Origin of the sequence: Vibrio echinoideorum, assembly GCF_024347455.1 — a bacterium.
Lineage (GTDB): Bacteria > Pseudomonadota > Gammaproteobacteria > Enterobacterales > Vibrionaceae > Vibrio > Vibrio echinoideorum.
Window position 1 is genome coordinate 912,096 of the sequence record NZ_AP025483.1, and the last position, 23,600, is coordinate 935,695.

Here is a 23,600-nt window from a genome sequence, read left to right on the forward strand (position 1 = left end):
TTTTCTTTAGTCTTCGAGTAACTTTTGAAGTAACACACCGTTGAGCATGGCACGCTTAATCATGGCAAAAGCTCCCATCGTAGGATGTTTATCGATCTGGGATGCTACAATAGGCAGGCCACTATGGAAAGCCGTTAACGACTGATTCTCTACATTGCGCTTAATTGCAGGGAAAACAATCTCTTGTGCCTTGGTAATCTCACCAGCAATGATGACTTTTTGAGGGTTAAATAAGTTAATCGTCATTGCGATAGCTTTACCTAACTGGTTTCCTACTCGAACCAAGCTCTGTTTCGCTAATTCGTCACCATTGATTGCATGGTCACAAACGTCTTGAATCGTAATATGCTCAAGCTCTGTTAAAGAAGACTCGTAGCCTTGTTTAATCAGCTTTTGCACTCGTTCAACGATAGCAGGGTTTGCCGCTACGGTTTCAAGACAACCGAAGTTACCACATTGGCATTGTTCGCCCAGTGGATCTATTTGGATATGACCAATTTCACCGACGTTGCGGTTATGGCCAAGGAAAACTTGTCCATTAACGATAATACCAGCACCGGTACCGCGGTGAACACTGACCAAAATAGAGTCTTGGCTATCTTTACTTGCACCGAAGTAATGCTCAGCAAGCGCCATTCCTCTAACATCATTACCCACAAAACAAGCAACATGGAATGTGTCGCGAATAATGTCGCTTAATGCCAGGTTATCGATATCCGTATTTGGCATGTACTCAACGACGCCTGTCGTAGGGTTCACCAAGCCTGGAAGGGTGACACCAATGGCAATTAATTGGTCGATCTTTGGTTGGTGCTCAGCAATGAAAGTCTTCATGTTATTGACCAAGCCTTGAGTAAGGTCTGATTGGTCCGAATAATTAAGATCTTGCTGTTGGAAAGCCAACTCATGACCGCCTAGGTCATGAAGACTTATTTGAATGTAGTCTCGTCCTAAGCGTACAGCAATAGAATGAAAAGGTTCTACTTCTGTGGTTAGGGAGATAGCGCGTCTACCGCCAGTAGACGCTTGCTGCGCAACCTCTTTAATTAGGCCGCGCTCTAAAAGTTGGCGGGTAATTTTTGTAACACTTGCCGGTGCGAGTTGACTTACATCAGCCACTTGTATACGACTGATAGGCCCTTGCTGGTCTATTAGTCGATATACTGCCGCACTGTTTAGTTGTTTAACTAAGTCTACGTTACCTATTTGTCCGCCATTCATACTTAATTGTGCTCGTATTGTCCGTTAACAACAGTCGCTTTAACGTTAAAATCTCGGTCAAATACAGCGAGGTTTGCAACCATGCCTTTTTTGATTCGACCTAGCTTGCTTTCTACACCGATAGCCGTAGCTGGGTATAGTGTAGCCATGCGAAGAGCTTCGTCTAAAGCGATACCAGCGTGCTCAACTGTATTCTGAACTGCTTCAATCATAGTCAGAGCTGAGCCGCCCAGTGTGCCGTTTTCATCAACACACTTACCATCTCGGTAATATACTTTCTTACCGACAAAAATAAAGTATTCCATGTCAGCACCTGCAGGAGCTGTGGCATCCGTCACTAATACCAACTTTTCTCCCTTGATTTTGTGCGCAATTCGTATGTTTGCGTAATCAACGTGAAAGCCGTCGGCAATGATGCCTGCATAAACTTCTGGGGTGTCGTAAATCGCGCCAACAACGCCAGGCTCACGACCAACCATAGGTGTCATTGCATTGAATAAGTGAGTCGCGAAGGTAATACCTGACTCAAAACCTTGACGCGCTTCTGCGTAAGTGGCGTTGGTATGGCCGATAGAAACCACTACGCCAGCCTTATGTAGACGTTCGATATGTTCTGGGTCGTTAAGCTCAGGAGCCAATGTCACTTTTGCAACAAGGTCACTGTTCTCACAAATAAGCTCAATCATTTCGCTGTCTGATTTACGAATGTGATTGACGCTATGGATACCTTTTTTTGCAACGTTTAGGTACGGACCCTCTAGGTGTAAACCTAAAGATTGGTTTTGGAATTGGTTGTGGTATTCACGAGCTGCTGTAATAACCGCACGCATATCTTCGTCTGAAGATGTGATTAGCGTTGGTAAGAAGCTCGTGCAGCCAGATTTAAGGTTTGCTTTGTGCATGATCTGCATTGTGTCTGCAGTGATCTCATCGTTTAGCATTACACCGCCACAACCGTTCAGTTGTAGGTCAATGAAACCCGGGCTTAGGTTTGCTCCATCTAGGTCACGGACCTCGATTCCTTCTGGTAATTCAGAGATAGGACAGACTTTTTTGATCAATTCGTTTTTGATTACAACAGCATGATCGGTTAGAACATCACTACCAGTGTAAATTTTACAGTTACTTAGCGCGTACATAGTCAGCTAATCCTTATTTCGTGAGATCTTTTAAATTTTTCGTTACCTAAATGTGGACTTAGTTTGCGAGCATCATTTACGTAACGATTTATCTTTTATGGGCAAACGGCTTCAAAAAGGGAAGCGAGTTTAAGTGTTTGAAAAATATGTGAACAGTTCGTTTTTTATATAAGTATAGGCTAAGTATTACCGATTATTTGTCGGTCTTTTCGACTAAAATAATCGTGTATTAGTCCAATAGTTAGGTTTGAATATTATCTATAAATGTTCATTTTTTTGAATGATAAAATAAGTTTTATGATCTCGCTAGCAAAAACCTCTGTATTTGGTAAAAACTGGTGATTATGATCACAAATGATAAGGTTTTAATTTGCGGAGCAAAATTAATTGAATACACTGAATAGGACTAAATTGAGCGACTAAAATAAGTTTCTCAAACGAATTCTAAAAAATCCTATAGGGGGAAACAACTGGTGAATATTCTAGGATATGCACAGAAGCTTGGTAAGGCGTTAATGCTACCAATCGCAACGCTTCCGATTGCGGCGCTTCTTTTACGTTTAGGTCAAGGCGATCTACTTGATATTCCATTCATGGCAGAAGCTGGTGGTGCTATCTTCGGTAACCTACCACTGCTATTTGGTCTAGGTATCGCGATTGGTCTTTCTAAAGACGGTAACGGCGCAGCGGGTCTTGCTGGTGCAGTTGCTTACTTCGTACTAACAGCGACAGCAACGACAATCAACGCTGACGTTAACATGTCATTCTTCGGCGGTATCTTTGCAGGTATCATCGCGGGTCACTCTTACAACGCTTTCCATGCAACACGCCTTCCTGAGTGGCTGGCTTTCTTCGCGGGTAAACGTTTAGTACCTATAATGGCCGGTCTATTTGCACTTGTTGCAGGTGCTGTGTCTGGTGTGGTTTGGCCTGGTATTCAATCTGGTCTAGATGCATTAGCTCACGCGGTATCAACGTCTGGTGCTGTTGGCCAATTCGTTTACGGTACTCTTAACCGTGCACTTATCCCTGTAGGTCTACACCACGTGTTGAACTCATACTTCTGGTTCGGTATGGGTACGTGTCAAGAAATCATCGTTGCTGGTCAAGGCGCATTCGCTAACATCACTCAACTTTGTGTTGACCCTGCATTGGCTAAAACTTTAGTTGTTGGTCAAGAACATACATTCACATTCGCTAACTCAGTAACTCCAGAAATTACTACTGTTGTTAAAGAAGTGACTGAAACAGTTAAATCTGGCGACCTACACCGTTTCTTCGGTGGCGATAAAGGCGCTGGCGTATTCATGAACGGTTTCTTCCCAGTAATGATGTTCGGTCTACCAGGTGCTGCACTTGCAATGTACCTAGCTGCTCCTGCTGAAAAACGTAGCCAAGTTGGTGGCGCACTGTTCTCTGTTGCATTCTGTTCATTCCTAACAGGTATCACAGAGCCGCTAGAATTCATGTTCGTATTCCTAGCTCCTGCGCTATACGCAATGCACGCTGTATTTACTGGTCTGTCTCTAGTTGTTGCTAACATGTTTGGTACTCTGCACGGTTTCGGTTTCTCTGCTGGTCTTATCGACTTCGTTTTGAACTGGGGTCTAGCAACTAAACCATTCACTCTACTATTGATTGGCTTAGCATTCGGTGCTCTATACTTCTTCACTTTCTCTTTCGCAATCCGCGCTTTCAACTTGAAGTCGCCAGGTCGTGAAGATGATGACGAAGCAGTAACTGCTCCTGCAGGCGACGCACCTAAAGGTGATGTTGCACGCCAATACCTAAAAGCACTAGGCGGTCACGAAAACCTGACTTCAATTGATGCTTGTATCACTCGTCTACGTCTAACTCTTAAAGACCGCTCTATCGCTGATGAAGTTGTTCTTAAGAAACTTGGCGCTAAAGGTGTGGTTAAACTAGGTGAGAACAACCTTCAAGTTATTCTAGGCCCTCTTGCTGAAATCGTAGCTGGCGAAATGAAAGCTATCGGTGCCGGTGAAGACCTATCTGATGTAAAACTTCCATAGTAAGGGAAGTACTTATTAAGACGTAACAACTGCTCTTAACTAAGTTTTAGATTGAAAGCCTCCCACATGGGAGGCTTTTTTGTGCTTACCGTTTAAGGTCAGTGAACAAGGTTCGTTCTATTCTTCATCGAATAACATAAATAATCACAATTAACTGATGGTTCTTATTGTGCAAAGGGGAAGAATTGTGGATGATTAGCAACAATGATCTTTCTATCTTTGACTGGCAGTGAAAGCGGCCTTTTCCTTAAAGATGAAAGATAACTTTCTCTGACAATACTAAATACATAGAGGTGCTATAGATGAGTGAAGCTGAGGCTCGTCCATCGAATTTCATTCGCCAAATTATCGATAAAGATTTAGCGGATGGTACACACAGTAGCGTGCATACTCGTTTCCCGCCGGAGCCGAATGGCTACCTGCACATTGGTCACGCTAAATCTATTTGCTTGAACTTTGGTATTGCTCAGGACTACCAGGGACAATGTAATCTTCGTTTCGATGATACAAACCCTGAAAAAGAAGACGTTGAATACGTTGAGTCAATTAAGAATGATGTAAGCTGGTTAGGCTTCGAATGGTCTGGTGATATTTGTTATTCATCAAACTACTTCGATACGCTTTACGCTTATGCTGTGGAATTAATTAATAAAGGCTTAGCGTATGTTGACGAGCTAAGTCCTGAGCAGATCCGTGAATACCGTGGCACGTTAAAAGAGCCAGGTAAAGCGAGCCCGTACCGCGACCGTAGCCCAGAAGAAAACCTAGCGCTGTTTGAAAAAATGCGCGATGGTGGCTTTGAAGAAGGCAAAGTGTGTCTACGTGCTAAGATCGACATGAGCTCTTCATTCATGGTGATGCGCGATCCTGTGATCTACCGTGTTCGTTTTGCTCATCACCATCAGACTGCTGATAAGTGGTGCATTTACCCAATGTACGACTTCACTCATTGTATCTCTGATGCATTGGAAGGTATTACGCACTCGATCTGTACGCTTGAATTCCAAGATAACCGTCGTTTGTACGATTGGGTTCTAGACAACATCACTATTGATTGCCAACCTCGTCAATATGAATTTAGCCGTCTAAATCTTGAATACACAGTAATGTCTAAGCGTAAGCTGAACCAACTTGTGGTTGAAAACCTAGTTCAAGGTTGGGACGACCCGCGTATGCCTACTATTTCTGGTTTACGTCGTCGCGGCTTTACTTCTAGCTCAATTCGCGAATTCTGTAAGCGTATTGGTGTAACGAAGCAAGAGAACATGATTGAGTTCGGTTCACTTGAATCTTGCATTCGTGACGATCTGAACGAAAATGCACCGCGTGCTATGGCTGTTCTGGATCCAGTTAAAGTTGTGATTGAAAACTACGATGCAGACGCAGTAGAAACGCTAACCGTAGCAAACCATCCAAACAAGCTAGAAATGGGGACTCGTGAAGTACCGTTTACACGCGAAGTTTGGATTGAGCGTGATGATTTCCGTGAAGAAGCAAACAAGAAATACAAGCGTTTGGTTCTAGGTAAAGAAGTTCGCCTACGTGGTGCTTACGTGATCAAAGCTGAACGCATTGAGAAAGATGCAGAAGGCAATATTACGACTATCTTCTGTTCTTATGATAACGAAACACTAGGTAAGAACCCTGCAGATGGCCGTAAAGTGAAAGGCGTTATCCACTGGGTATCGGCTGATAAAGCACTGCCTGCTGAGATTCGTTTATACGATCGCCTATTCACAGTGGCAAACCCAGCTGCTGCTGATGACTTCACTGCGACACTTAACCCAGAATCGCTTGTTACGCTAAACGGTTTCGTTGAACCAAGCTTAGTGGACGGTGTGGCTGAGCAAGCGTATCAGTTTGAACGTACTGGTTACTTCTGTGTAGATTCAAAAGACTCTAAATCAGATGCACTAGTATTCAACCGCACGGTTGGTCTACGTGATACTTGGGGTAAAACTGAGGCTTAATAGCTGAAGTGCTTGGCTTGTTAAAAGCAACCCAATAAAAAACCGGCTTTGAGCCGGTTTTTTTGTATCTGAGCTTTATCTGTATTTATAGACATTTGCTTCTGAAACGATTTTATAAGTTAGGATCTTGCTGTGTGACTTCACCTGTTCGTGAGTTGTACCAGAATACATACCCAGCATCATCAGGATCACTGTTGTAATCGATACCAGTAAATATGTAGTAACACACGGCCAATTTTGTTTGAGGGCTGCCATCTTTGGCTACAAATTGATGATTCTGACGGCGCGTAATAAAATCAAAGGAATCTGATTGATTAGGATCTGTCGTGGCGGTTAAATCAGTACTCATAATAGCGTTCCAAATTGAAACGCATCCTTGGTCGCCTTGGCCTATATTATAGGGCTGACCCATTGGATTACCTTTATCTACACCTAAAGGATAGCCAACATCATTGATGTCGAGTTGTGGATCACCATTAATATCTTCACCAAAGCCAGGCAGATCGTTCATTTCTGAATTCCCACCACCACTGACTAACCATTTACTATGAGCAAATGTTATTGCACTTTGGAATTGAGATTGGGCGCCTTCAAATAGAGCTATTCGGCTGTCATTCTGGATGTTCAAAAATCGGGGGAGGGCAACAACAGCAAGTACAGCAATAATCACAATCACGACTAGCAGCTCTATTAGGGTAAAAGCGTTTATTGTCTGTATCTTTCTGTTTGGGTAACTCATAGAGCCTCACATAAAAAACGCCGGCCTAAGCCAGCGTTCTGTGTTACTTCTTCGCTTTATGTGCGTCTGGGTTGCCTTTGCAATCCCCAGTGATGCTTTTTCCGTACAAGTATAAACTGTGGTTTGTCAGTTTCACGTTGTAACGTTCCGCGATTTCGTTCTGTCTTTCTTCGATAAGGTCATCAGAGAATTCAATAACTTCACCACAGTCTAGGCACACAAGATGGTCATGGTGGTGCTGAGTTGAAAGTTCAAATACAGATTTACCGCCTTCAAAGTGGTGACGAGTAACAATGCCAGCGTCATCGAATTGGTTAAGCACTCGATAAACGGTCGCAAGACCAATTTCTTCACCTAAGTCGATCAGCTTCTTATATAAATCTTCAGCACTAATATGTTGGCAGTCTGGCTGTTGTAATACTTCTAAAATTTTGAGCCGTGGAAGGGTCACTTTAAGACCAGCATCTTTTAGCGCTTGATTATTGTCTGACATATACTTTCCTGTTGATGATCTGCCGCAATTAACAGAATTCAATATTAATACCATTATAGTTTAGTCAGGCATAACAATAAACCACGAACTTCAAAGGGTTACTCACCGACATCACAATCTGTTTTGTAAAATGGAGGTATCTCACTTATAGTGGAGGTACGACCAGTCAAGGTGGTGGTGTTTCTGATATAAACATGGAATGTTGTTATGAATAAGCAACTCGCAAAAATCTATAAACCGAACATTGTAAAATTCGCTCTCAATATTTGGCCTCCTTTCTGGGGAGCCGGTATTAGAATTGCCCATATTAGCGCTGATTTTAGGGTCGTTAAAACGATACTGAAACTACGTTGGTGGAACAAAAATGCCAATCGTACTCAATATGGTGGCAGCATATTTTCCTTAACTGACCCTGTTTATTCTCTGATGCTCATGGGGATCTTAGGTGAGAGGTATTATGTTTGGGATAAAGAAGCGAGTATTAATTTTATTAAACCGGGTCAGTCTGACTTGTATGCGGATTTTGAAATAAGTCAGGGGCAGCTTGATGAAATCTATCGTCAGACACAGCTTGGTGAAAAGTGTTTCCCAGAATTTATTATCCACGTAAAAGATAATCAGGGGAATGTGGTGTCAGAAATTCAGCGAACTCTGTATGTTAGAAAGAAGCCACAATTTAGAGATGATGACGAAGTATTAGAAGCTGAATGTTGATTGATAGACATTAAATGGCAAAAAACCTCCCATAAGGAGGTTTTTTCATATCTACATAACGGTCATTAATTGTAACAATTAACAATCGCTAGAGAATTAGTCTTCTAGCTCTGCTAGGCACATTTCTTCGTGGATTTGTTTAACCCAGTTAGATACACGCTCATCAGTTAGCTCAGGTTGACGGTCTTCATCGATACATAAACCAACGAATTGGCTGTCATCGCCTTCAACTAAACCTTTCGATGCTTCGAATTCGTAGCTTTCAGTAGATGTGTAACCTAAGATAGTGCCGCCTTTCGCTTCAACGATGTCACGGACAGTACCCATAGCATCACAGAAGTATTCTGCGTAATCTTCTTGGTCGCCACAACCAAAGATAGCAACAAGCTTAGTTGAAAAATCAATAGCTTCTAGCTCAGGGAAAAAGTCGTCCCAATCACATTGTGCTTCGCCGTAGTACCACGTAGGGATACCAAGCAGCAGTAGATCGAAGTTATCGATATCTTCTTTGCTGCTTTTTGCAATGTCTTGAACTTGAACGAGCTGCTTGCCCAATTGCTTTTGAATCATCTTAGCAACAGCTTCAGTGTTACCTGTATCGCTACCAAAGAAGAGACCTACACTTGCCATAGAATCATTACCTTTCATTTTGTCTGTTGTCGGTGTAATAAAGTTCGGAGGAAATCGTTAGATTCCAGTTCCTTCCCAGCTTAGTTGGATTATCCCTTTTGCGATAAAACCTGCGCAGCCAAGGAAAAGTACTAACCATACGATACGACGACCAAATGCAGGAACATTTCCCTGCTTTAGAACGTCTTTAATTGCCATTCCGATTAGAAAGAAAATCGCGGCAAACAGAAGATCTAAACCAACAGATTCAATGATGTTCATGTAGTCGTAAAGCATGGGAACCTTATATACCAAATTTGCTTGGGCGCACTATATCACTGTTGTGAGATAAAGTTAATCTGCTGTGATTACACAGCTCTCATTTATATCGACTAATCAATATATTTAAGCGATGAATTTTCTTATTGCACGGAGCACTTCGGCTGGTTTTTCCGCATGTAACCAGTGTCCAGTATTGGCGATAACATGTGCCTTTGCGTTGGAAAATTGCTGCTGAACAGCGGTTTGGTGTTCAGCGGTGAGGTAATCAGAATCACCTCCCTTTATTAGCAATGTTTTGACCGACGTTTTATCAATCGGTTCCCAACCAATAATCTGCGGGTAGTTGTTTATTAGTGATGCAACGTTGAAACGCCACTCCATGATACCTTGCTCTGTTTTGAACAAAGACTTGGTTAAAAACTGGCGAACCCCGTCGATTTCGATATGTTTGGCGAGAATTTTCAGTGCGTCTGAACGTGATGTCGGTTTTTCTTCAATCACGGCTTGCAGACCGGCGAATACGTTGTCGTGGCGATTTTGAGTGTACGAAACAGGCGCCATATCCAATACAATTAATTTATGTAGTGCAAGATGCTGCGTTAGTGCCATCGCCACCTTACCACCCATAGAGTGACCAATCACGGTGACATTTTTTAACGCAAGGTCATTCAGTAATTGAGCGACATCTTTTGCCATTGCTTGATAGTTATGAATATCACTATGGAACGATTGGCCGTGGTTGCGCAGATCGATGCTAAGCACCTGATGATCGGCTTTTAGATCCCTAGCCAGCAAGCCAAGGTTGTCCAGATTACCAAATAATCCATGGATCAAAACAATGGTGTGACCCTCACCTTCTAATTTATAGTTGAGCTGTACTGACATTTTTATCTTATTCATGGTGGGTTTGACGTAGAGTATCCGCGCGGATCTCGCTATAATCCCCCAGAGTTTAAACATTGAGATTGTGAAAAGCGAATGAAAACAATTGAGGTTGATGAGGACCTATACCGTTTTATTGCGGGTCAGACAGAACGTATTGGCGAAAGCGCTTCAGATATTCTGCGCCGCTTGTTACAGGTTGATAGCCAAGGCATGGTTCCGATCGAACAGATCGTTGAGCCAAAAGGTATCGTTGTTAGCAAAGAGGTAGGCTTTACTCCAGAGAAATTCGATGGCGTTAAAGAAATGCGCTCACTACTAATATCAGATGAGTTTGCATCACTAAAGAAAGCCATTGATCGTTTTATGCTTGTGTTATCAACACTGCATAAAATCGACCCTTTAAGCTTTTCAGAAGCAACTCAAGTCAAAGGTCGCAAGCGTGTTTACTTTGCAGATAACGAAGAAACGTTGTTAGCAAACGGTAACACAACGAAGCCTAAAGCTATTCCACAAAGTCCTTTTTGGGTTATTACTAATAATAACACTAGCCGTAAAAGACAGATGGTTGAGCAGCTTATGAGCCGTATGAATTTCCAAGCAGAATTGATAGAAAAAGTAACAGGTTCAATTTAAAGAAATCTGATTTAAACCTCATAATATCCATGGATAAGAAGATATTATGAGGTTTTTTTGTTTTTAAATTTTATATATAAGGATGTCGAAAAATGGCTATGCACCCTCGTGCCGGGCAAAAAGCTCAGCAGGAAGATCTTCATAATATTCCGGCTTTAGTGGCTAACTATTTCTTACAGCAACCGGACGCTAGTAACCCAGACCATAAAGTACTATTCGGTACTTCGGGTCATCGAGGTACAGCAGACAAATCAACCTTCAATGAAAATCATATTCTAGCGATTGCTCAAGCGGTTGCTGAGGTTCGTGCTGATCAGGGTACAACAGGCCCACTTTTCTTAGGTAAAGATACTCACGCTCTATCTGAGCCTGCGTTTTCTACTGTTATCGAAGTGCTTGTAGCAAACGGTGTTGAAGTTATTATTCAAGAAAAAAATGGCTTTACTCCAACACCTGGTATCTCGCACGCGATTCTTACGCACAACTTGGTTAATGACAAAAAAGCCGATGGCATTGTTATTACCCCTTCACATAACCCGCCACAAGACGGTGGTATCAAATATAACCCGACACACGGCGGTCCTGCTGAAGCTGAACTAACTCAAGCGATTGAAGATCGCGCGAACGTTATTATCGCTGAGCAAATGCAAGGTGTTAAACGTACTCCTATCGCGCAAGCTAAACAGTCTGATTTAGTTAAAGAGGTTGATCTGGTTGCACCTTACATTGCTGATTTAGTTAACGTTGTTGATATGGAAGCGATCCAGAAAGCAAACATCAAGATTGGTGTTGACCCACTGGGTGGTAGCGGTATTGATTACTGGCGTCAAATTGGTAAAGCGTACAATTTAGATCTTACTCTTGTAAGTGAAGCTATCGATCCTTCGTTCCAATTTATGTCTTTAGATAAAGATGGCGTGGTTCGTATGGACTGTTCTTCGCCATATGCGATGGCCGGTTTATTGGCTCTTAAAGACGATTACGAACTCGCGTTTGGTAATGACCCAGATTACGATCGCCACGGCATTGTTACGCCAAAAGGCCTGATGAATCCAAACCACTTTCTAGCGGTTTGTATTGACTACCTATACCGTAACCGTGAAGGTTGGGGCAAAGACGTTGCAGTGGGTAAAACACTAGTATCAAGTGCACTAATCGACCGTGTTGTTGCTGACTTAGGTCGTGAACTTTGCGAAGTACCCGTTGGATTCAAATGGTTCGTTGACGGCTTATACAACGGTCAATTTGGTTTCGGTGGTGAAGAGAGTGCTGGCGCATCTTTCTTACGTAAAGACGGTACGCCTTGGTCAACAGATAAAGATGGCCTAATTCTTTGCCTACTTGCGGCTGAGATCACAGCAGTTACGGGTAAGAACCCACAAGAATACTACGAAGAGCTTGCTGCTAAACACGGTGAATCTAAGTACAACCGTATTCAAGCGGTAGCAAATGGCGCACAAAAAGACGTGCTTAAGAAGCTGTCTCCAGAGATGGTTTCTGCTGAGACGCTGGCTGGTGACCCAATTACTGCACGCCTAACGCACGCTCCAGGTAATGGTGCTGCGATTGGTGGACTAAAAGTGACGACTGAAAACGGTTGGTTTGCTGCTCGTCCATCAGGTACAGAAGACATCTACAAGATCTACTGTGAAAGCTTTAAAGGTGAAGAGCACCTAAAAGCAATCGAAGCAGAAGCTCAAGAGATTGTTAATCAAGTATTTGCAGCTGCTGGCTTATAATCGAAAACTGATTGATAGCGCCACAAAGTAAATAGTAGAAGGGTTGATGTGAAAACATCAGCCCTTTTTTTATCAGCTTGTGGGTAAAGCGGCTAAGGCTAGGTGGTTGAATTGCTGTACAACTGAGTCGATTATCCTAACCGTGTGGCCAACTTTGTGGCATCACAAACCAAAACTGCCCTGATTTGGTTTGTCCATGAACGAAGCGATCACCAAACTCGGTGATAGGTTCACAGGTGAAGCCATCAGTGCCAGCTGCCCATTGCTCTTTGGTGAGAGGGTAGAGCACTTCAGTAATTAAATGGGCTTGGTTTTGATAGCACCAAAAGCCGTTGGCTTGGCTTGGGTTGATATCGTACCCCAGACATTCAGTAGGTATGTTCTGTTGTAAGAAAGGGTTGGTATATAAGCGACCCTGCATGAGTAAGTGTTTTGAGTCGACATTGATCTCTGGGTATTGTTCGATAAAAGCTGGTGAAGAGGACATACCTAATTGGTGACTGAGCATGCGGTCAAGTTTCTTATCTAGTTGGTCATGGGAGTTAGGACCAAACCATGTTTGCTCATGGAGCAGGTAAAACTTAATCGCAACTTCCCAATGTTGCAGTTTTTGGCTGCTCTTTTCTTCCAGAATAAAGTCAATTGCACCTAGCGTTCTGCCATCCACATTAATCTGAATCTCATCGTGTTTGATTGAATAATTATCCGAAGTAATGATGACTTGCTCGCAGAGGTGCTGGTAGAGGAAACCTAACCTAGGATTACCATTGTATGTATGTGAGGAATCGATGGCATTAGGGCTTGAGAAGGCTCTGAGATCAGAAACGGGTGGTTTGATTCCCAGTAACGGTGGCGACTCTATGACCCATTGGTAAAAACGTTGCAGTGTTGTCATCTCTTCCTCATTAACATCAATTATCTGTTCTTCTGAAATAGCTCAATTTTTCATGAACATCGCTCTTTATAAACATAGCTCTGGGTCTTTCGACATTCTATCTGTAAATTGATATAACGACGTTATTATAAAGGTAAGCTGGAAATAAAAATGAATAACTTACAATTAGAAAAGCTACTTAACGACAAACTGCAACCACAGCAAATTAAGGATTATTGTCCGAACGGACTTCAAGTGGAAGGGGCTTTGGAAGTGAAACGCGTGGTTACGGGTGTAACGGCTTCTCAAGCTTTGATTGATAAAGCGGTTGAGCTAAACGCTGATGCTTTGCTAGTGCATCATGGATTCTTTTGGAAAGGTGAATCAGAAGCCATTCGCGGCATGAAAGGCAAACGCATTCGCACACTGATCAAAAATGATATCAACCTTTTGGGCTACCACTTACCTCTTGATATTCATCCAGAACTTGGCAATAACGCAAAACTAGCAGAACTACTCGATATCGAAGTAGAAGGTGGCTTGGAAGGGCACCCGCAGTCTGTGGCTATGTTCGGCACGCTAAAAACACCAATGACAGGCGCCGAGTTTGCAGCGAGAATTGATCAAGTACTGAACCGTAAGCCATTGCACATCGCTCCTGAAAACCAAGACAAACTGATTAATACCGTTGGTTGGTGTACCGGTGGCGGCCAAGATTACATTGAGTTAGCAGCTTCTAAAGGTATTGATGCGTTTATCTCTGGTGAGATCTCAGAGCGCACTACGTACTCAGCCCGTGAGCAAGATATCCATTACTTTGCAGCAGGCCACCATGCAACAGAACGTTATGGTGTGAAGGCATTAGGTGAGTGGTTAGCGAAAGAGCACGGCTTAGACGTAGAATTTATTGATATCGATAATCCAGTATAGCCAGACCAAGAGATGATGATATCTCTGGATATTTGTACCTCTATTGAAGTGATACGAAATACTGGAAGGCAAAAAAGGGTTGATGTTATACATCAACCCTTTTTGATTTTAATCGATTAGAAAAGTCTAAACTTTACTATTCGCGTTCGTGTAGAGCTTGGAAATCGCGTTGTTCTTCACCAGTGTACAACTGACGAGGACGACCGATACGGTTCGTCGGATCGCTGTGCATTTCGTTCCAGTGCGCAATCCAACCGATGGTACGAGACATCGCGAAGATTACCGTGAACATTGATACAGGAATACCAATCGCTTTTAGAATGATACCTGAGTAGAAATCTACGTTCGGGTATAGTTTCTTCGATACAAAGTACTCATCAGAAAGAGCGATGCGCTCAAGTTCCATTGCTACATCAAGTAGTGGATCTTGAATGTTTAGCTCTTTTAATACTTCGTGACACGCTTCACGCATTACCGTTGCACGCGGATCGTAGTTCTTGTAAACACGGTGACCGAAGCCCATTAAACGGAATGGGTCATCTTTGTCTTTTGCTTTTGCTACATATTCTTCAATATTGTCTACGCTACCGATCTCTTCAAGCATCATTAGGCAGGCTTCGTTAGCACCACCGTGAGCAGGACCCCATAACGAAGCGATACCAGCAGCAATACAAGCAAATGGGTTTGCACCCGAAGAACCAGCTAAACGAACCGTTGAGGTTGAAGCATTTTGTTCGTGATCAGCATGTAGTGTAAAGATTTTGTCCATTGCGCGAGCAACAACAGGGTTTACTTCATATTCTTCACATGGGTTTGCATACATCATGTGCAGGAAGTTCTCTGCATAGCCTAGGTCATTGCGCGGGTAGATAAACGGTTGACCGATAGAATATTTGTAACACATTGCAGCCAGTGTTGGCATTTTTGAAATTAGGCGATATGCCGCAATTTCACGGTGTGTGTCGTTATTAACATCTAATGAATCATGGTAGAACGCAGCAAGCGCACCTACCACACCACACATAACAGCCATTGGGTGAGCGTCACGACGGAAGCCGTGGAAGAAACTAGCAATTTGCTCATGAACCATGGTGTGACGTGTGACAGTTGTCTTAAATTCTTCGTATTGAGCTCGAGATGGAGCTTCGCCGTATAGAAGAATGTAACAAACTTCTAAATAATCAGCGTTATTGGCCAGTTGATCAATTGGATAACCACGGTGTAGAAGAATGCCTTTTCCACCGTCAATATAAGTAATTTGCGATTCACAAGATGCAGTGGCAAGAAAACCAGGATCGAAAGTGAAAAAACCATTAGAACCTAGTGTACGAACGTCGATCACTGGTGTACCAAGTACGCCTTCTGTAATCGGCAGTTCGATTGGCGCATGACCTTCAATGTGAAGGGTAGCTTTCTTATCCGCCATAACAATCTCCTTTGTTTATTATTTTATCCGTCCAGGATGTTTATGTGCCATTTTTTTACTGGTCTTACGTGAGAAAGTCAATTTTTCTGAAGCTTTGTGTGCACTTGTTAGTGTTTTTTACATTAAATTCGTTAAAAATCTGTTCTATGTAGCATTATTTGTTGCATCAATTGTATTAGAATGTTGCCAGTCGTATAGTGGCGCTGAAAAGTTTGGTTAAGACCTTATAAATGCAAGGCTAAGAAGAAATGTGAGGTGTCTTCAATAATCTTGCTGTTAACAATTATTTTACAATTATCTACGGCTCAACCCCTGTTATTTGTTAAGTTAATGTTAAATTTTGAAGGTTTGCAATCAAATTTTGTCCATAACAATACATAAGGTTATTTAATGACCATCATGCTCAATGGAGCTGAGTGAGCGAGCCCGTGAAAGAAAGAAAGACAAGACCTGTTAATTTAGATTTACAGACCATCCACTTTCCTATCACAGCAATAGCTTCCATCCTACACCGTGTGTCTGGGGTGATTACTTTTGTTGCGATTGGAATTTTGCTTTGGTTACTATCCATTTCCCTCTCTTCCCCTGTAGGCTTTATGGAAGCTAGCGACATTGTCGACGGTTTCTTCGTGAAGTTTATTTTGTGGGGCATTTTAACCGCTTTGGCTTACCACATTGCTGGTGGTATTCGTCACCTTCTTATGGACCTTGGTCACTTTGAAGAGCTGGAATCTGGCGCTAAGAGCGCGAAGGTTGCATTCGCAGCAACAGCGGTATTGTCTCTACTAGCGGGGATCTTAGTATGGTAAACAACGTTTCTACTTTTGGTCGTAATGGTGTGCATGATTATCTATTGATTCGTGCAACTGCCATCATTATGACGCTTTACACTATCTACTTAGTGAGCTTCTGTGCTTTCTCAGGTGATATTTCTTACGCATCTTGGACGCAATTCTTTGGTGGTACCTTCACTAAAGTCTTCACCATGTTAGCGCTTACTTCAATTTTGGTTCACGCGTGGATCGGCTTGTGGCAAGTACTAACTGACTACATCAAATGTGCAAAATTGCGCGTTGGTCTTCAAGTCGGTGTTGTTGCGGTTCTTCTAGGATATTTCTTCTCTGGTCTGTTTATTTTGTGGGGTGCGTAAGTGACTATTCCTGTTCGTGAGTTCGATGCTGTAGTAATCGGCGCTGGTGGTGCTGGTATGCGTGCCGCGCTACAAATTTCTGAGCAAGGCCTATCTTGTGCGTTGCTTTCTAAAGTTTTCCCAACTCGTTCTCATACTGTATCTGCGCAAGGTGGTATCACCGTTGCTCTTGGTAATGCGCATGAAGATCACTGGGAACAGCATATGTACGACACGGTTAAAGGTTCCGATTACATCGGCGACCAAGATGCTATCGAGTACATGTGTAAAAATGGCCCTGAGTCAGTTATCGAATTGGAAAAAATGGGTCTTCCATTTTCTCGCTTCGATAACGGTAGTATTTACCAACGTCCGTTTGGTGGCCAATCTAAGAATTTTGGTGGTGAACAAGCGGCTCGTACTGCAGCGGCGGCTGACCGTACTGGTCATGCACTGCTACACACGCTTTACCAACAAAACATCAAGCATAAAACGACCGTATTCTCTGAGTGGTATGCACTAGACCTTGTTAAGAATGAAGACGGTGCCATTTTAGGTACAACCGCACTTTGTATGGAAACGGGTGAAGTATGCTACTTCAAAGCTAAGGCAACGATCTTAGCTACTGGTGGTGCTGGTCGTATTTACGCTTCTACAACTAATGCGCACATCAATACTGGTGACGGTGTTGGTATGGCGATTCGTGCTGGCGTTCCAATGCAAGACATCGAAATGTGGCAGTTCCACCCAACGGGTATTGCTGGCGCTGGTGTTTTAGTAACAGAAGGCTGTCGTGGTGAAGGTGGTTACCTTCTCAATAAAGATGGCGAACGCTTCATGGAGCGTTATGCTCCGAATGCTAAAGACTTAGCTGGTCGTGATGTTGTTGCTCGTTCGATGATGGTTGAGATTCGTGAAGGTCGCGGCTGCGATGGCCCTTGGGGTCCTCACATTAAGCTGAAACTGGATCACTTAGGTAAAGAGACGCTTGAATCTCGTCTACCTGGTGTATGTGAGCTTTCTCGTACATTCGCTCACGTTGATCCTGTTAAAGAACCGATTCCTGTAATTCCTACTTGTCACTACATGATGGGTGGCGTTCCAACACAAGTTTCTGGTCAAGCAATTAAGCAAACTGAAGACGGTTCAGACGTTGAAATTCAAGGTCTATTCGCTTGTGGCGAAATCGCTTCAGTATCAGTACACGGTGCAAACCGTCTTGGTGGCAACTCGTTGCTAGATTTGGTTGTATTCGGTCGTGCGACGGGTCTTCATCTTGGTGAGACTCTGAACAAGCAAGAAGAAGCTAAACCAGCAACTGAAGCAGATATTGAGCGTTCACTAGAGCGATACAATCGTTGGGAAAACAGTACTGACGGTGAAGATCCAGCGGTTATCCGTAAAGACCTTCAGCAATGTATGCAGAACAACTTCTCAGTTTTCCGTGAAGGCCAAGCGATGGCTGACGGCTTAGAAGAGCTGAAAGTGATTCGTGAACGTCTTAAAAATGCACACCTTTCAGACAAGTCTACCGAGTTCAACACCCAACGTATTGAGTGTCTAGAGCTTGAAAACTTGATGGAAACGGCGTTTGCAACGGCAGTTGCTGCAAATTTCCGTACCGAGAGTCGTGGAGCACACGCTCGCTTTGACTTCCCAGATCGTGATGATGAGCAATGGCTATGTCACTCACTTTACAACCCAGAATCAGAAAGTATGACTAAGCGTGGCGTAAACATGGAACCAATCCATCGTGAAGCGTTCCCGCCGAAAGCACGTACGTACTAAGGAGATATGACTATGAAACTGAATTTCTCTTTATATCGTTACAACCCCGATGTAGACCAGAAACCTTACATGAAAGAGTACATCCTAGAGGTGGAAGAAGGTTCTGACATGATGCTTTTGGATGCGCTTATTCTTTTGAAAGAGCAAGATCCAACGATTTCATTCCGTCGTTCATGCCGTGAAGGTGTATGTGGTTCTGATGGTTTGAACATGAATGGTAAAAACGGATTGGCGTGTATCACGCCTCTGTCCGCACTTTCTGGTCAAGATAAAATCGTAATTCGCCCACTTCCAGGTTTGCCTGTCGTGCGTGATTTAATCGTAGATATGACTCAGTTCTACGATAACTACGAAAAAGTTAAGCCGTTCTTAGTGTCTGATGGCAATTTACCACCGGCTCGCGAAAACCTACAAAGCCCAGATGAGCGTGCTCATTTAGATGGTTTGTATGAATGTATTATGTGTGCATGTTGTACTACTTCGTGCCCATCATTCTGGTGGAATCCAGATAAGTTCATCGGACCAGCAGGCCTACTTGCAGCATACCGTTGGCTAATAGATAGCCGAGATACAGCGACAGACGAACGTCTGTCCGATCTTGATGATGCATTTAGCGTTTTTCGTTGCCATGGCATCATGAACTGTGTAAGTGTTTGTCCTAAGGGATTAAATCCGACGAAAGCGATTGGTCATATTAAGACCATGCTAATCAATCGTTCGGTTTAAGTTATATAAAAATTGCCGCCCTAGAAGTTTTGGGGCGGCCTTTTAATAGCTCGGCATAGACCGCAGCACACGTGAAAACTACTGGTTAAGGGAAAATATGCACAACGGCGTGATGAAGGCATGGCTCGAGTCTTCACACTTGGCTGGCGCCAATGCAACGTACGTAGAAGAACTCTACGAACTGTATCTAAGTGACCCCGACTCGGTAAGTGACGAATGGAGAAGCGTATTTGAAGAATTGCCTGTGCAAGCTTCAGAAACGGTGGAACAACCACACTCTCGCGTTCGTGAATACTTCCGTCGACTCGCTCAAGAAACAAAGCATTACAGTGTCCAAGTTAGTGATCCTGATGTCGATGCGAAACAAGTAAAGGTTCTGCAACTGATTAATGCCTATCGATTCCGAGGGCATCAAGCAGCAAACCTAGACCCTCTAGGTTTATGGGAAAGAGATACAGTCGCTGAACTGGATCCTTCTTTCCACACTCTTACCGAAGATGACCTCAATGAGACATTTAATGTCGGCTCTTATTCTATTGGACAAGAGACGATGGTGCTGCGAGATTTGTATAAATCTCTAAAGCAAACTTATTGTGGGTCTATTGGTGCTGAATACATGCACATGACTAACACAGAGCAAAAACGTTGGATCCAACAACGTTTAGAGTCTGTTTCTGGTCAACCCTCTTTTGATAAAGAAGAAAAGCAAGCTTTCCTAGAAGAGCTAACTGCTGCTGAAGGTCTTGAGCGCTATCTTGGTGCTAAATTCCCAGGCGCAAAACGCTTCTCATTAGAAGGTGGTGATGCTCTTATCCCAATGACGAAAGAAATTATTCGTCATGCTGGCGGACAAGGCATGCGTGAAGTTGTTGTTGGTATGGCTCACCGTGGTCGTCTAAACATGTTGGTCAATGTGCTTGGTAAAAAGCCACAAGACCTGTTTGACGAATTTGCGGGCAAGCACAGCGATGACTCGTGGGGTACTGGTGATGTTAAATATCATCAAGGTTTCTCTGCAGATTTCGCGACACCAGGTGGCAACGTTCACTTAGCACTAGCATTTAACCCATCTCACTTAGAAATCGTAAACCCGGTAGTTATCGGTTCAGTACGTGCTCGCCAAGATCGTCTAGACGATAAAGACGGCAGCCGCGTACTTCCAATTACTATCCACGGTGATTCAGCTATCGCTGGTCAGGGTGTTGTACAAGAGACGTTTAATATGTCTCAAGCTCGCGGTTTCTGTGTTGGTGGTACGGTTCGTATCGTTGTAAATAACCAAGTTGGTTTTACAACGTCTAACCCTCGCGATACACGCTCTACGATGTACTGTACTGATATCGCGAAGATGGTTCAGGCTCCGATTTTCCACGTTAACTCTGATGACCCAGAAGCGGTGGCTTTCGTCGCTCGCCTAGCATTAGATTACCGTAATACGTTCAAGCGTGATGTGGTTATTGATTTGGTTTGTTACCGTCGCCATGGTCACAACGAAGCCGATGAGCCCAATGCAACACAGCCTTTGATGTACCAAAAAATCAAGAAGCATCCAACGCCACGTAAGCTTTATGCTGACGTGCTAATGGAACGCGGTGAGTTTGGTATTGATACAGCGACTCAATTAGTTAACGAATATCGTGATGCACTTGATCACGGTGAAGTTGTGGTTAAAGAGTGGCGTCCAATGGCACTTCATTCCGTCGACTGGTCTCCATACCTAGGTCACGAATGGAACATTGAATGGGATAACAAAATCGATATCGAGCGTCTTAAAGAGCTTGGTAGCAAACTTTGCCAATACCCAGACAGCCATAAGTTACAAAGCCGAGTAAATAAACTGTACAACGATCGTACTGCCATGGTGAATGGTGAGAAACAAGTCGATTGGGGTATGGCTGAAACTCTGGCTTATGCAACACTGGTTGATGACGGAAAACGTATTCGTATCTCCGGCCAAGATTCTGGTCGCGGTACTTTCTTCCACCGTCACTCAGTACTGCACAACCAATCAGATGCGAGCACTTACGTTCCTCTTGCGAACATTCATGATAAACAAGGGCCATTCCAAGTGTTTGACTCTGTGTTATCTGAAGAAGCAGTACTAGCGTTTGAGTATGGTTACGCGACAGCAGAGCCAAGCGGTCTAACCCTTTGGGAAGCACAATTTGGTGACTTCGCAAACGGTGCACAAGTTGTTATCGACCAATTTATCTCGTCAGGTGAGCAGAAGTGGGCACGTTTATGTGGTCTAACAATGCTACTTCCTCACGGTTATGAAGGCCAAGGCCCTGAGCACTCTTCTGCTCGTCTTGAGCGTTACCTTCAGTTATGTGCTGAACAAAATATGCAGGTTGTTGTTCCTTCAACACCCGCTCAGGTTTATCACATGATTCGCCGTCAGGTTGTTCGACCAATGCGTCGTCCACTGATCGTAATGTCACCAAAATCATTGCTTCGTCACCCTCTGTGTACTTCTTCAATGGAAGATTTGGCAGAAGGTACGTTCCAACCAGCTATCGCAGAAATTGATGATCTGGCTCCTGAGAACGTTAAACGCGTCGTGTTCTGTTCAGGTAAGGTTTACTTTGACCTGCTTGACCAAAGACGTAAAAACGAGCAAGACGATGTCGCTATTGTACGTATTGAGCAACTTTACCCGTTCCCTTATGAGGACGTGAGAGCTGCTATCGCACAGTACACAAATGTTGTTGATTACGTTTGGTGTCAAGAAGAGCCTCAGAACCAAGGTGCTTGGTACAGCAGCCAGCATAATTTCCGAGCTGCTATTCCTGTGGGAGCTGATATTCAATACGCAGGTCGTCCTGCATCAGCATCACCAGCTGTTGGCTATATGTCGGTACACTTGAAACAACAAAAAGCGTTAGTTGACGACGCTCTGACCCTACTTAAGAACTAGAAGTAAAAGGAAAATACAGACATGACAATTGAAATTCTGGTTCCAGATTTACCTGAATCTGTGGCTGATGCAACAGTTGCTACTTGGCACAAAAAACCTGGCGAAGCGGTTGCACGTGATGAAGTCATTGTAGATATCGAAACTGATAAAGTAGTTCTAGAAGTACCAGCGCCTGAAGCTGGTGTTCTGGAAGCTATCCTTGAAGAAGAGGGTGCTACGGTACTTTCTAAGCAGCTTCTGGCGAAGATCAAGCCTGGTGCTGTCGCTGGCGAACCAACGAAAGATACAACTGAAGACACAGAATCTTCACCTGATAAGCGCCATAAAGCGGCACTGACAGAAGAAAGCAACGATGCACTAAGCCCTGCTGTTCGTCGCTTGCTTGCAGAGCACAACCTACAACCAGCTGACGTTAAAGGCACTGGTGTTGGTGGTCGTATTACTCGTGAAGACATCGACGCACATCTAGCAGCAGCTAAATCGGCTCCGGCAGCAGCACCTGCACCAGCAGTTGAAGCGCCAGCAGCGGCTCGTAGCCAAAAACGCGTGCCTATGACTCGCCTACGTAAGACAGTTGCAAACCGTCTTCTAGAAGCGAAGAACAGCACAGCAATGCTGACTACTTTCAACGAAGTGAACATGAAACCAATCATGGACCTTCGTAAGCAGTACAAAGACCAATTCGAGAAGCGCCACGATACGCGTCTTGGCTTCATGTCTTTCTACGTGAAAGCGGTAACAGAAGCTCTGAAACGTTTCCCTGAAGTTAACGCTTCAATTGATGGCACAGATATCATTTACCACAACTACTTCGACATCAGCATGGCAGTATCAACGCCACGTGGTCTAGTGACTCCAGTACTGAAAGACTGTGACACACTAGGCTTCGCTGACATCGAAAAAGGCATCAAAGAGTTAGCAATTAAAGGCCGTGATGGCAAGCTAACAGTTGATGAGCTGATGGGTGGTAACTTCACTATCACAAACGGTGGTGTATTTGGTTCTCTAATGTCTACGCCAATTATCAACCCGCCTCAAGCGGCAATTCTGGGCATGCATAAAATCCAAGATCGCCCAATGGCTGTTGATGGCAAGGTTGAGATTTTACCAATGATGTACCTAGCGCTATCTTACGATCACCGTCTAATTGATGGCCGTGAATCAGTTGGCTTCCTAGTGACTATCAAAGAGCTACTAGAAGATCCTGCACGTCTGTTGTTAGACGTTTAGTATCGCTAAAACGTCTAGTTAACTCCGTTAGCTAGACGTAAAAAGTTTCAAAGGCTAGGCTGCTCAACGTCTGGCCTTCATTTGAACTGTAAAGCCATTAGAAAATGGACAGCAGTTGAATTG

General features: G+C 43.6%; 21 protein-coding genes. 12 read left to right on the forward strand and 9 right to left on the reverse strand.

Annotated features, from left to right (window positions below; genetic code table 11):
- Positions 1–6: 6 nt before the first annotated feature.
- Positions 7–1,221, reverse strand: coding sequence for a DNA-binding transcriptional regulator NagC (nagC, locus tag OCV36_RS04305; RefSeq protein WP_135458044.1), 1,215 nt, complete (start codon positions 1,219–1,221; stop codon positions 7–9).
- A gap of 2 nt (positions 1,222–1,223) precedes the next feature.
- Positions 1,224–2,360: an N-acetylglucosamine-6-phosphate deacetylase gene (gene nagA, locus OCV36_RS04310; protein ID WP_135458046.1), complete on the reverse strand. Its 1,137-nt coding sequence runs from the start codon at positions 2,358–2,360 to the stop codon at positions 1,224–1,226.
- A 515-nt stretch (positions 2,361–2,875) separates the two neighbouring features.
- On the opposite strand from nagA, the gene nagE reads away from it, so the two are divergent.
- Together nagE and glnS are read left to right on the forward strand one after the other, a co-directional pair.
- Complete coding sequence (nagE, locus tag OCV36_RS04315; protein WP_029224793.1) at positions 2,876–4,393, forward strand: N-acetylglucosamine-specific PTS transporter subunit IIBC; 1,518 nt, start codon at positions 2,876–2,878, stop codon at positions 4,391–4,393.
- 302 nt (positions 4,394–4,695) lie between these two features.
- Positions 4,696–6,363 (forward strand): glutamine--tRNA ligase, encoded by a 1,668-nt coding sequence (glnS, locus tag OCV36_RS04320; RefSeq protein ID WP_135458048.1) that lies wholly within the window; start codon positions 4,696–4,698, stop codon positions 6,361–6,363.
- 112 nt (positions 6,364–6,475) lie between these two features.
- Here the strand turns inward: glnS and OCV36_RS04325 are convergent, their stop codons facing one another.
- On the reverse strand, positions 6,476–7,102 hold the full coding sequence (locus OCV36_RS04325) for a type II secretion system protein (RefSeq protein ID WP_135458050.1): 627 nt from the start codon (positions 7,100–7,102) through the stop codon (positions 6,476–6,478).
- 43 nt (positions 7,103–7,145) lie between these two features.
- Positions 7,146–7,595, reverse strand: a complete 450-nt coding sequence (gene fcrX / locus OCV36_RS04330; RefSeq protein WP_017073151.1) for a ferric iron uptake transcriptional regulator FcrX — start codon at positions 7,593–7,595, stop codon at positions 7,146–7,148.
- 207 nt (positions 7,596–7,802) lie between these two features.
- Here fcrX and OCV36_RS04335 point away from each other — a divergent pair, with 207 nt between their 5' ends.
- On the forward strand, positions 7,803–8,309 hold the full coding sequence (locus OCV36_RS04335; protein WP_017073150.1) for a DUF4442 domain-containing protein: 507 nt from the start codon (positions 7,803–7,805) through the stop codon (positions 8,307–8,309).
- A 96-nt stretch (positions 8,310–8,405) separates the two neighbouring features.
- Here OCV36_RS04335 and fldA read toward each other — a convergent pair whose 3' ends face one another.
- The 3 genes from fldA to OCV36_RS04350 form a co-directional block, all read right to left on the reverse strand.
- Entirely contained in the window at positions 8,406–8,939 is a 534-nt protein-coding gene (gene fldA, locus OCV36_RS04340; RefSeq protein ID WP_017073149.1) for a flavodoxin FldA, read from the reverse strand.
- A gap of 57 nt (positions 8,940–8,996) precedes the next feature.
- On the reverse strand, positions 8,997–9,215 hold the full coding sequence (locus tag OCV36_RS04345; protein WP_009847328.1) for a DUF2788 domain-containing protein: 219 nt from the start codon (positions 9,213–9,215) through the stop codon (positions 8,997–8,999).
- Positions 9,216–9,323: 108 nt separating this feature from the next.
- Complete coding sequence (locus tag OCV36_RS04350) at positions 9,324–10,085, reverse strand: alpha/beta fold hydrolase (RefSeq protein ID WP_017073148.1); 762 nt, start codon at positions 10,083–10,085, stop codon at positions 9,324–9,326.
- Positions 10,086–10,178: 93 nt separating this feature from the next.
- Here OCV36_RS04350 and seqA point away from each other — a divergent pair, with 93 nt between their 5' ends.
- Together seqA and pgm are read left to right on the forward strand one after the other, a co-directional pair.
- The gene (gene seqA, locus OCV36_RS04355; RefSeq protein WP_017073147.1) at positions 10,179–10,718 is read left to right on the forward strand and encodes a replication initiation negative regulator SeqA; all 540 of its coding nucleotides are present in this window, start codon (positions 10,179–10,181) and stop codon (positions 10,716–10,718) included.
- 92 nt (positions 10,719–10,810) lie between these two features.
- Positions 10,811–12,457 carry a phosphoglucomutase (alpha-D-glucose-1,6-bisphosphate-dependent) gene (gene pgm, locus OCV36_RS04360; RefSeq protein ID WP_102551083.1) on the forward strand — a complete coding sequence of 549 codons (1,647 nt, stop codon included), beginning with the start codon at positions 10,811–10,813 and terminating at the stop codon, positions 12,455–12,457.
- A gap of 136 nt (positions 12,458–12,593) precedes the next feature.
- On the opposite strand, the gene OCV36_RS04365 is transcribed toward pgm, so the two are convergent.
- Positions 12,594–13,352 carry a DUF1853 family protein gene (locus OCV36_RS04365; protein WP_135458052.1) on the reverse strand — a complete coding sequence of 253 codons (759 nt, stop codon included), beginning with the start codon at positions 13,350–13,352 and terminating at the stop codon, positions 12,594–12,596.
- 150 nt (positions 13,353–13,502) lie between these two features.
- Between OCV36_RS04365 and OCV36_RS04370 the strand changes: the two genes are divergently transcribed.
- Positions 13,503–14,261: a Nif3-like dinuclear metal center hexameric protein gene (locus OCV36_RS04370; protein WP_017073144.1), complete on the forward strand. Its 759-nt coding sequence runs from the start codon at positions 13,503–13,505 to the stop codon at positions 14,259–14,261.
- Between the two features lie 136 nt (positions 14,262–14,397).
- On the opposite strand, the gene OCV36_RS04375 is transcribed toward OCV36_RS04370, so the two are convergent.
- The gene (locus OCV36_RS04375; protein WP_017073143.1) at positions 14,398–15,687 is read right to left on the reverse strand and encodes a citrate synthase; all 1,290 of its coding nucleotides are present in this window, start codon (positions 15,685–15,687) and stop codon (positions 14,398–14,400) included.
- A 416-nt stretch (positions 15,688–16,103) separates the two neighbouring features.
- Between OCV36_RS04375 and sdhC the strand changes: the two genes are divergently transcribed.
- The 6 genes from sdhC (at position 16,104) to odhB (ending at position 23,477) form a co-directional block, all read left to right on the forward strand.
- Positions 16,104–16,496, forward strand: coding sequence for a succinate dehydrogenase cytochrome b556 subunit (gene sdhC, locus OCV36_RS04380; protein WP_012604532.1), 393 nt, complete (start codon positions 16,104–16,106; stop codon positions 16,494–16,496).
- Positions 16,490–16,837, forward strand: coding sequence for a succinate dehydrogenase, hydrophobic membrane anchor protein (gene sdhD, locus OCV36_RS04385; RefSeq protein WP_004734215.1), 348 nt, complete (start codon positions 16,490–16,492; stop codon positions 16,835–16,837). Before sdhC ends, sdhD begins: the two co-directional genes overlap by 7 nt.
- Entirely contained in the window at positions 16,838–18,604 is a 1,767-nt protein-coding gene (sdhA, locus tag OCV36_RS04390) for a succinate dehydrogenase flavoprotein subunit (protein ID WP_017073142.1), read from the forward strand.
- Between the two features lie 12 nt (positions 18,605–18,616).
- Positions 18,617–19,330, forward strand: a complete 714-nt coding sequence (locus tag OCV36_RS04395; RefSeq protein WP_029224791.1) for a succinate dehydrogenase iron-sulfur subunit — start codon at positions 18,617–18,619, stop codon at positions 19,328–19,330.
- A gap of 97 nt (positions 19,331–19,427) precedes the next feature.
- Positions 19,428–22,247, forward strand: a complete 2,820-nt coding sequence (gene sucA / locus OCV36_RS04400) for a 2-oxoglutarate dehydrogenase E1 component (protein ID WP_017073140.1) — start codon at positions 19,428–19,430, stop codon at positions 22,245–22,247.
- Positions 22,248–22,268: 21 nt separating this feature from the next.
- Positions 22,269–23,477, forward strand: coding sequence for a 2-oxoglutarate dehydrogenase complex dihydrolipoyllysine-residue succinyltransferase (gene odhB, locus OCV36_RS04405; protein ID WP_017073139.1), 1,209 nt, complete (start codon positions 22,269–22,271; stop codon positions 23,475–23,477).
- The last annotated feature ends 123 nt before the right edge of the window (positions 23,478–23,600 follow it).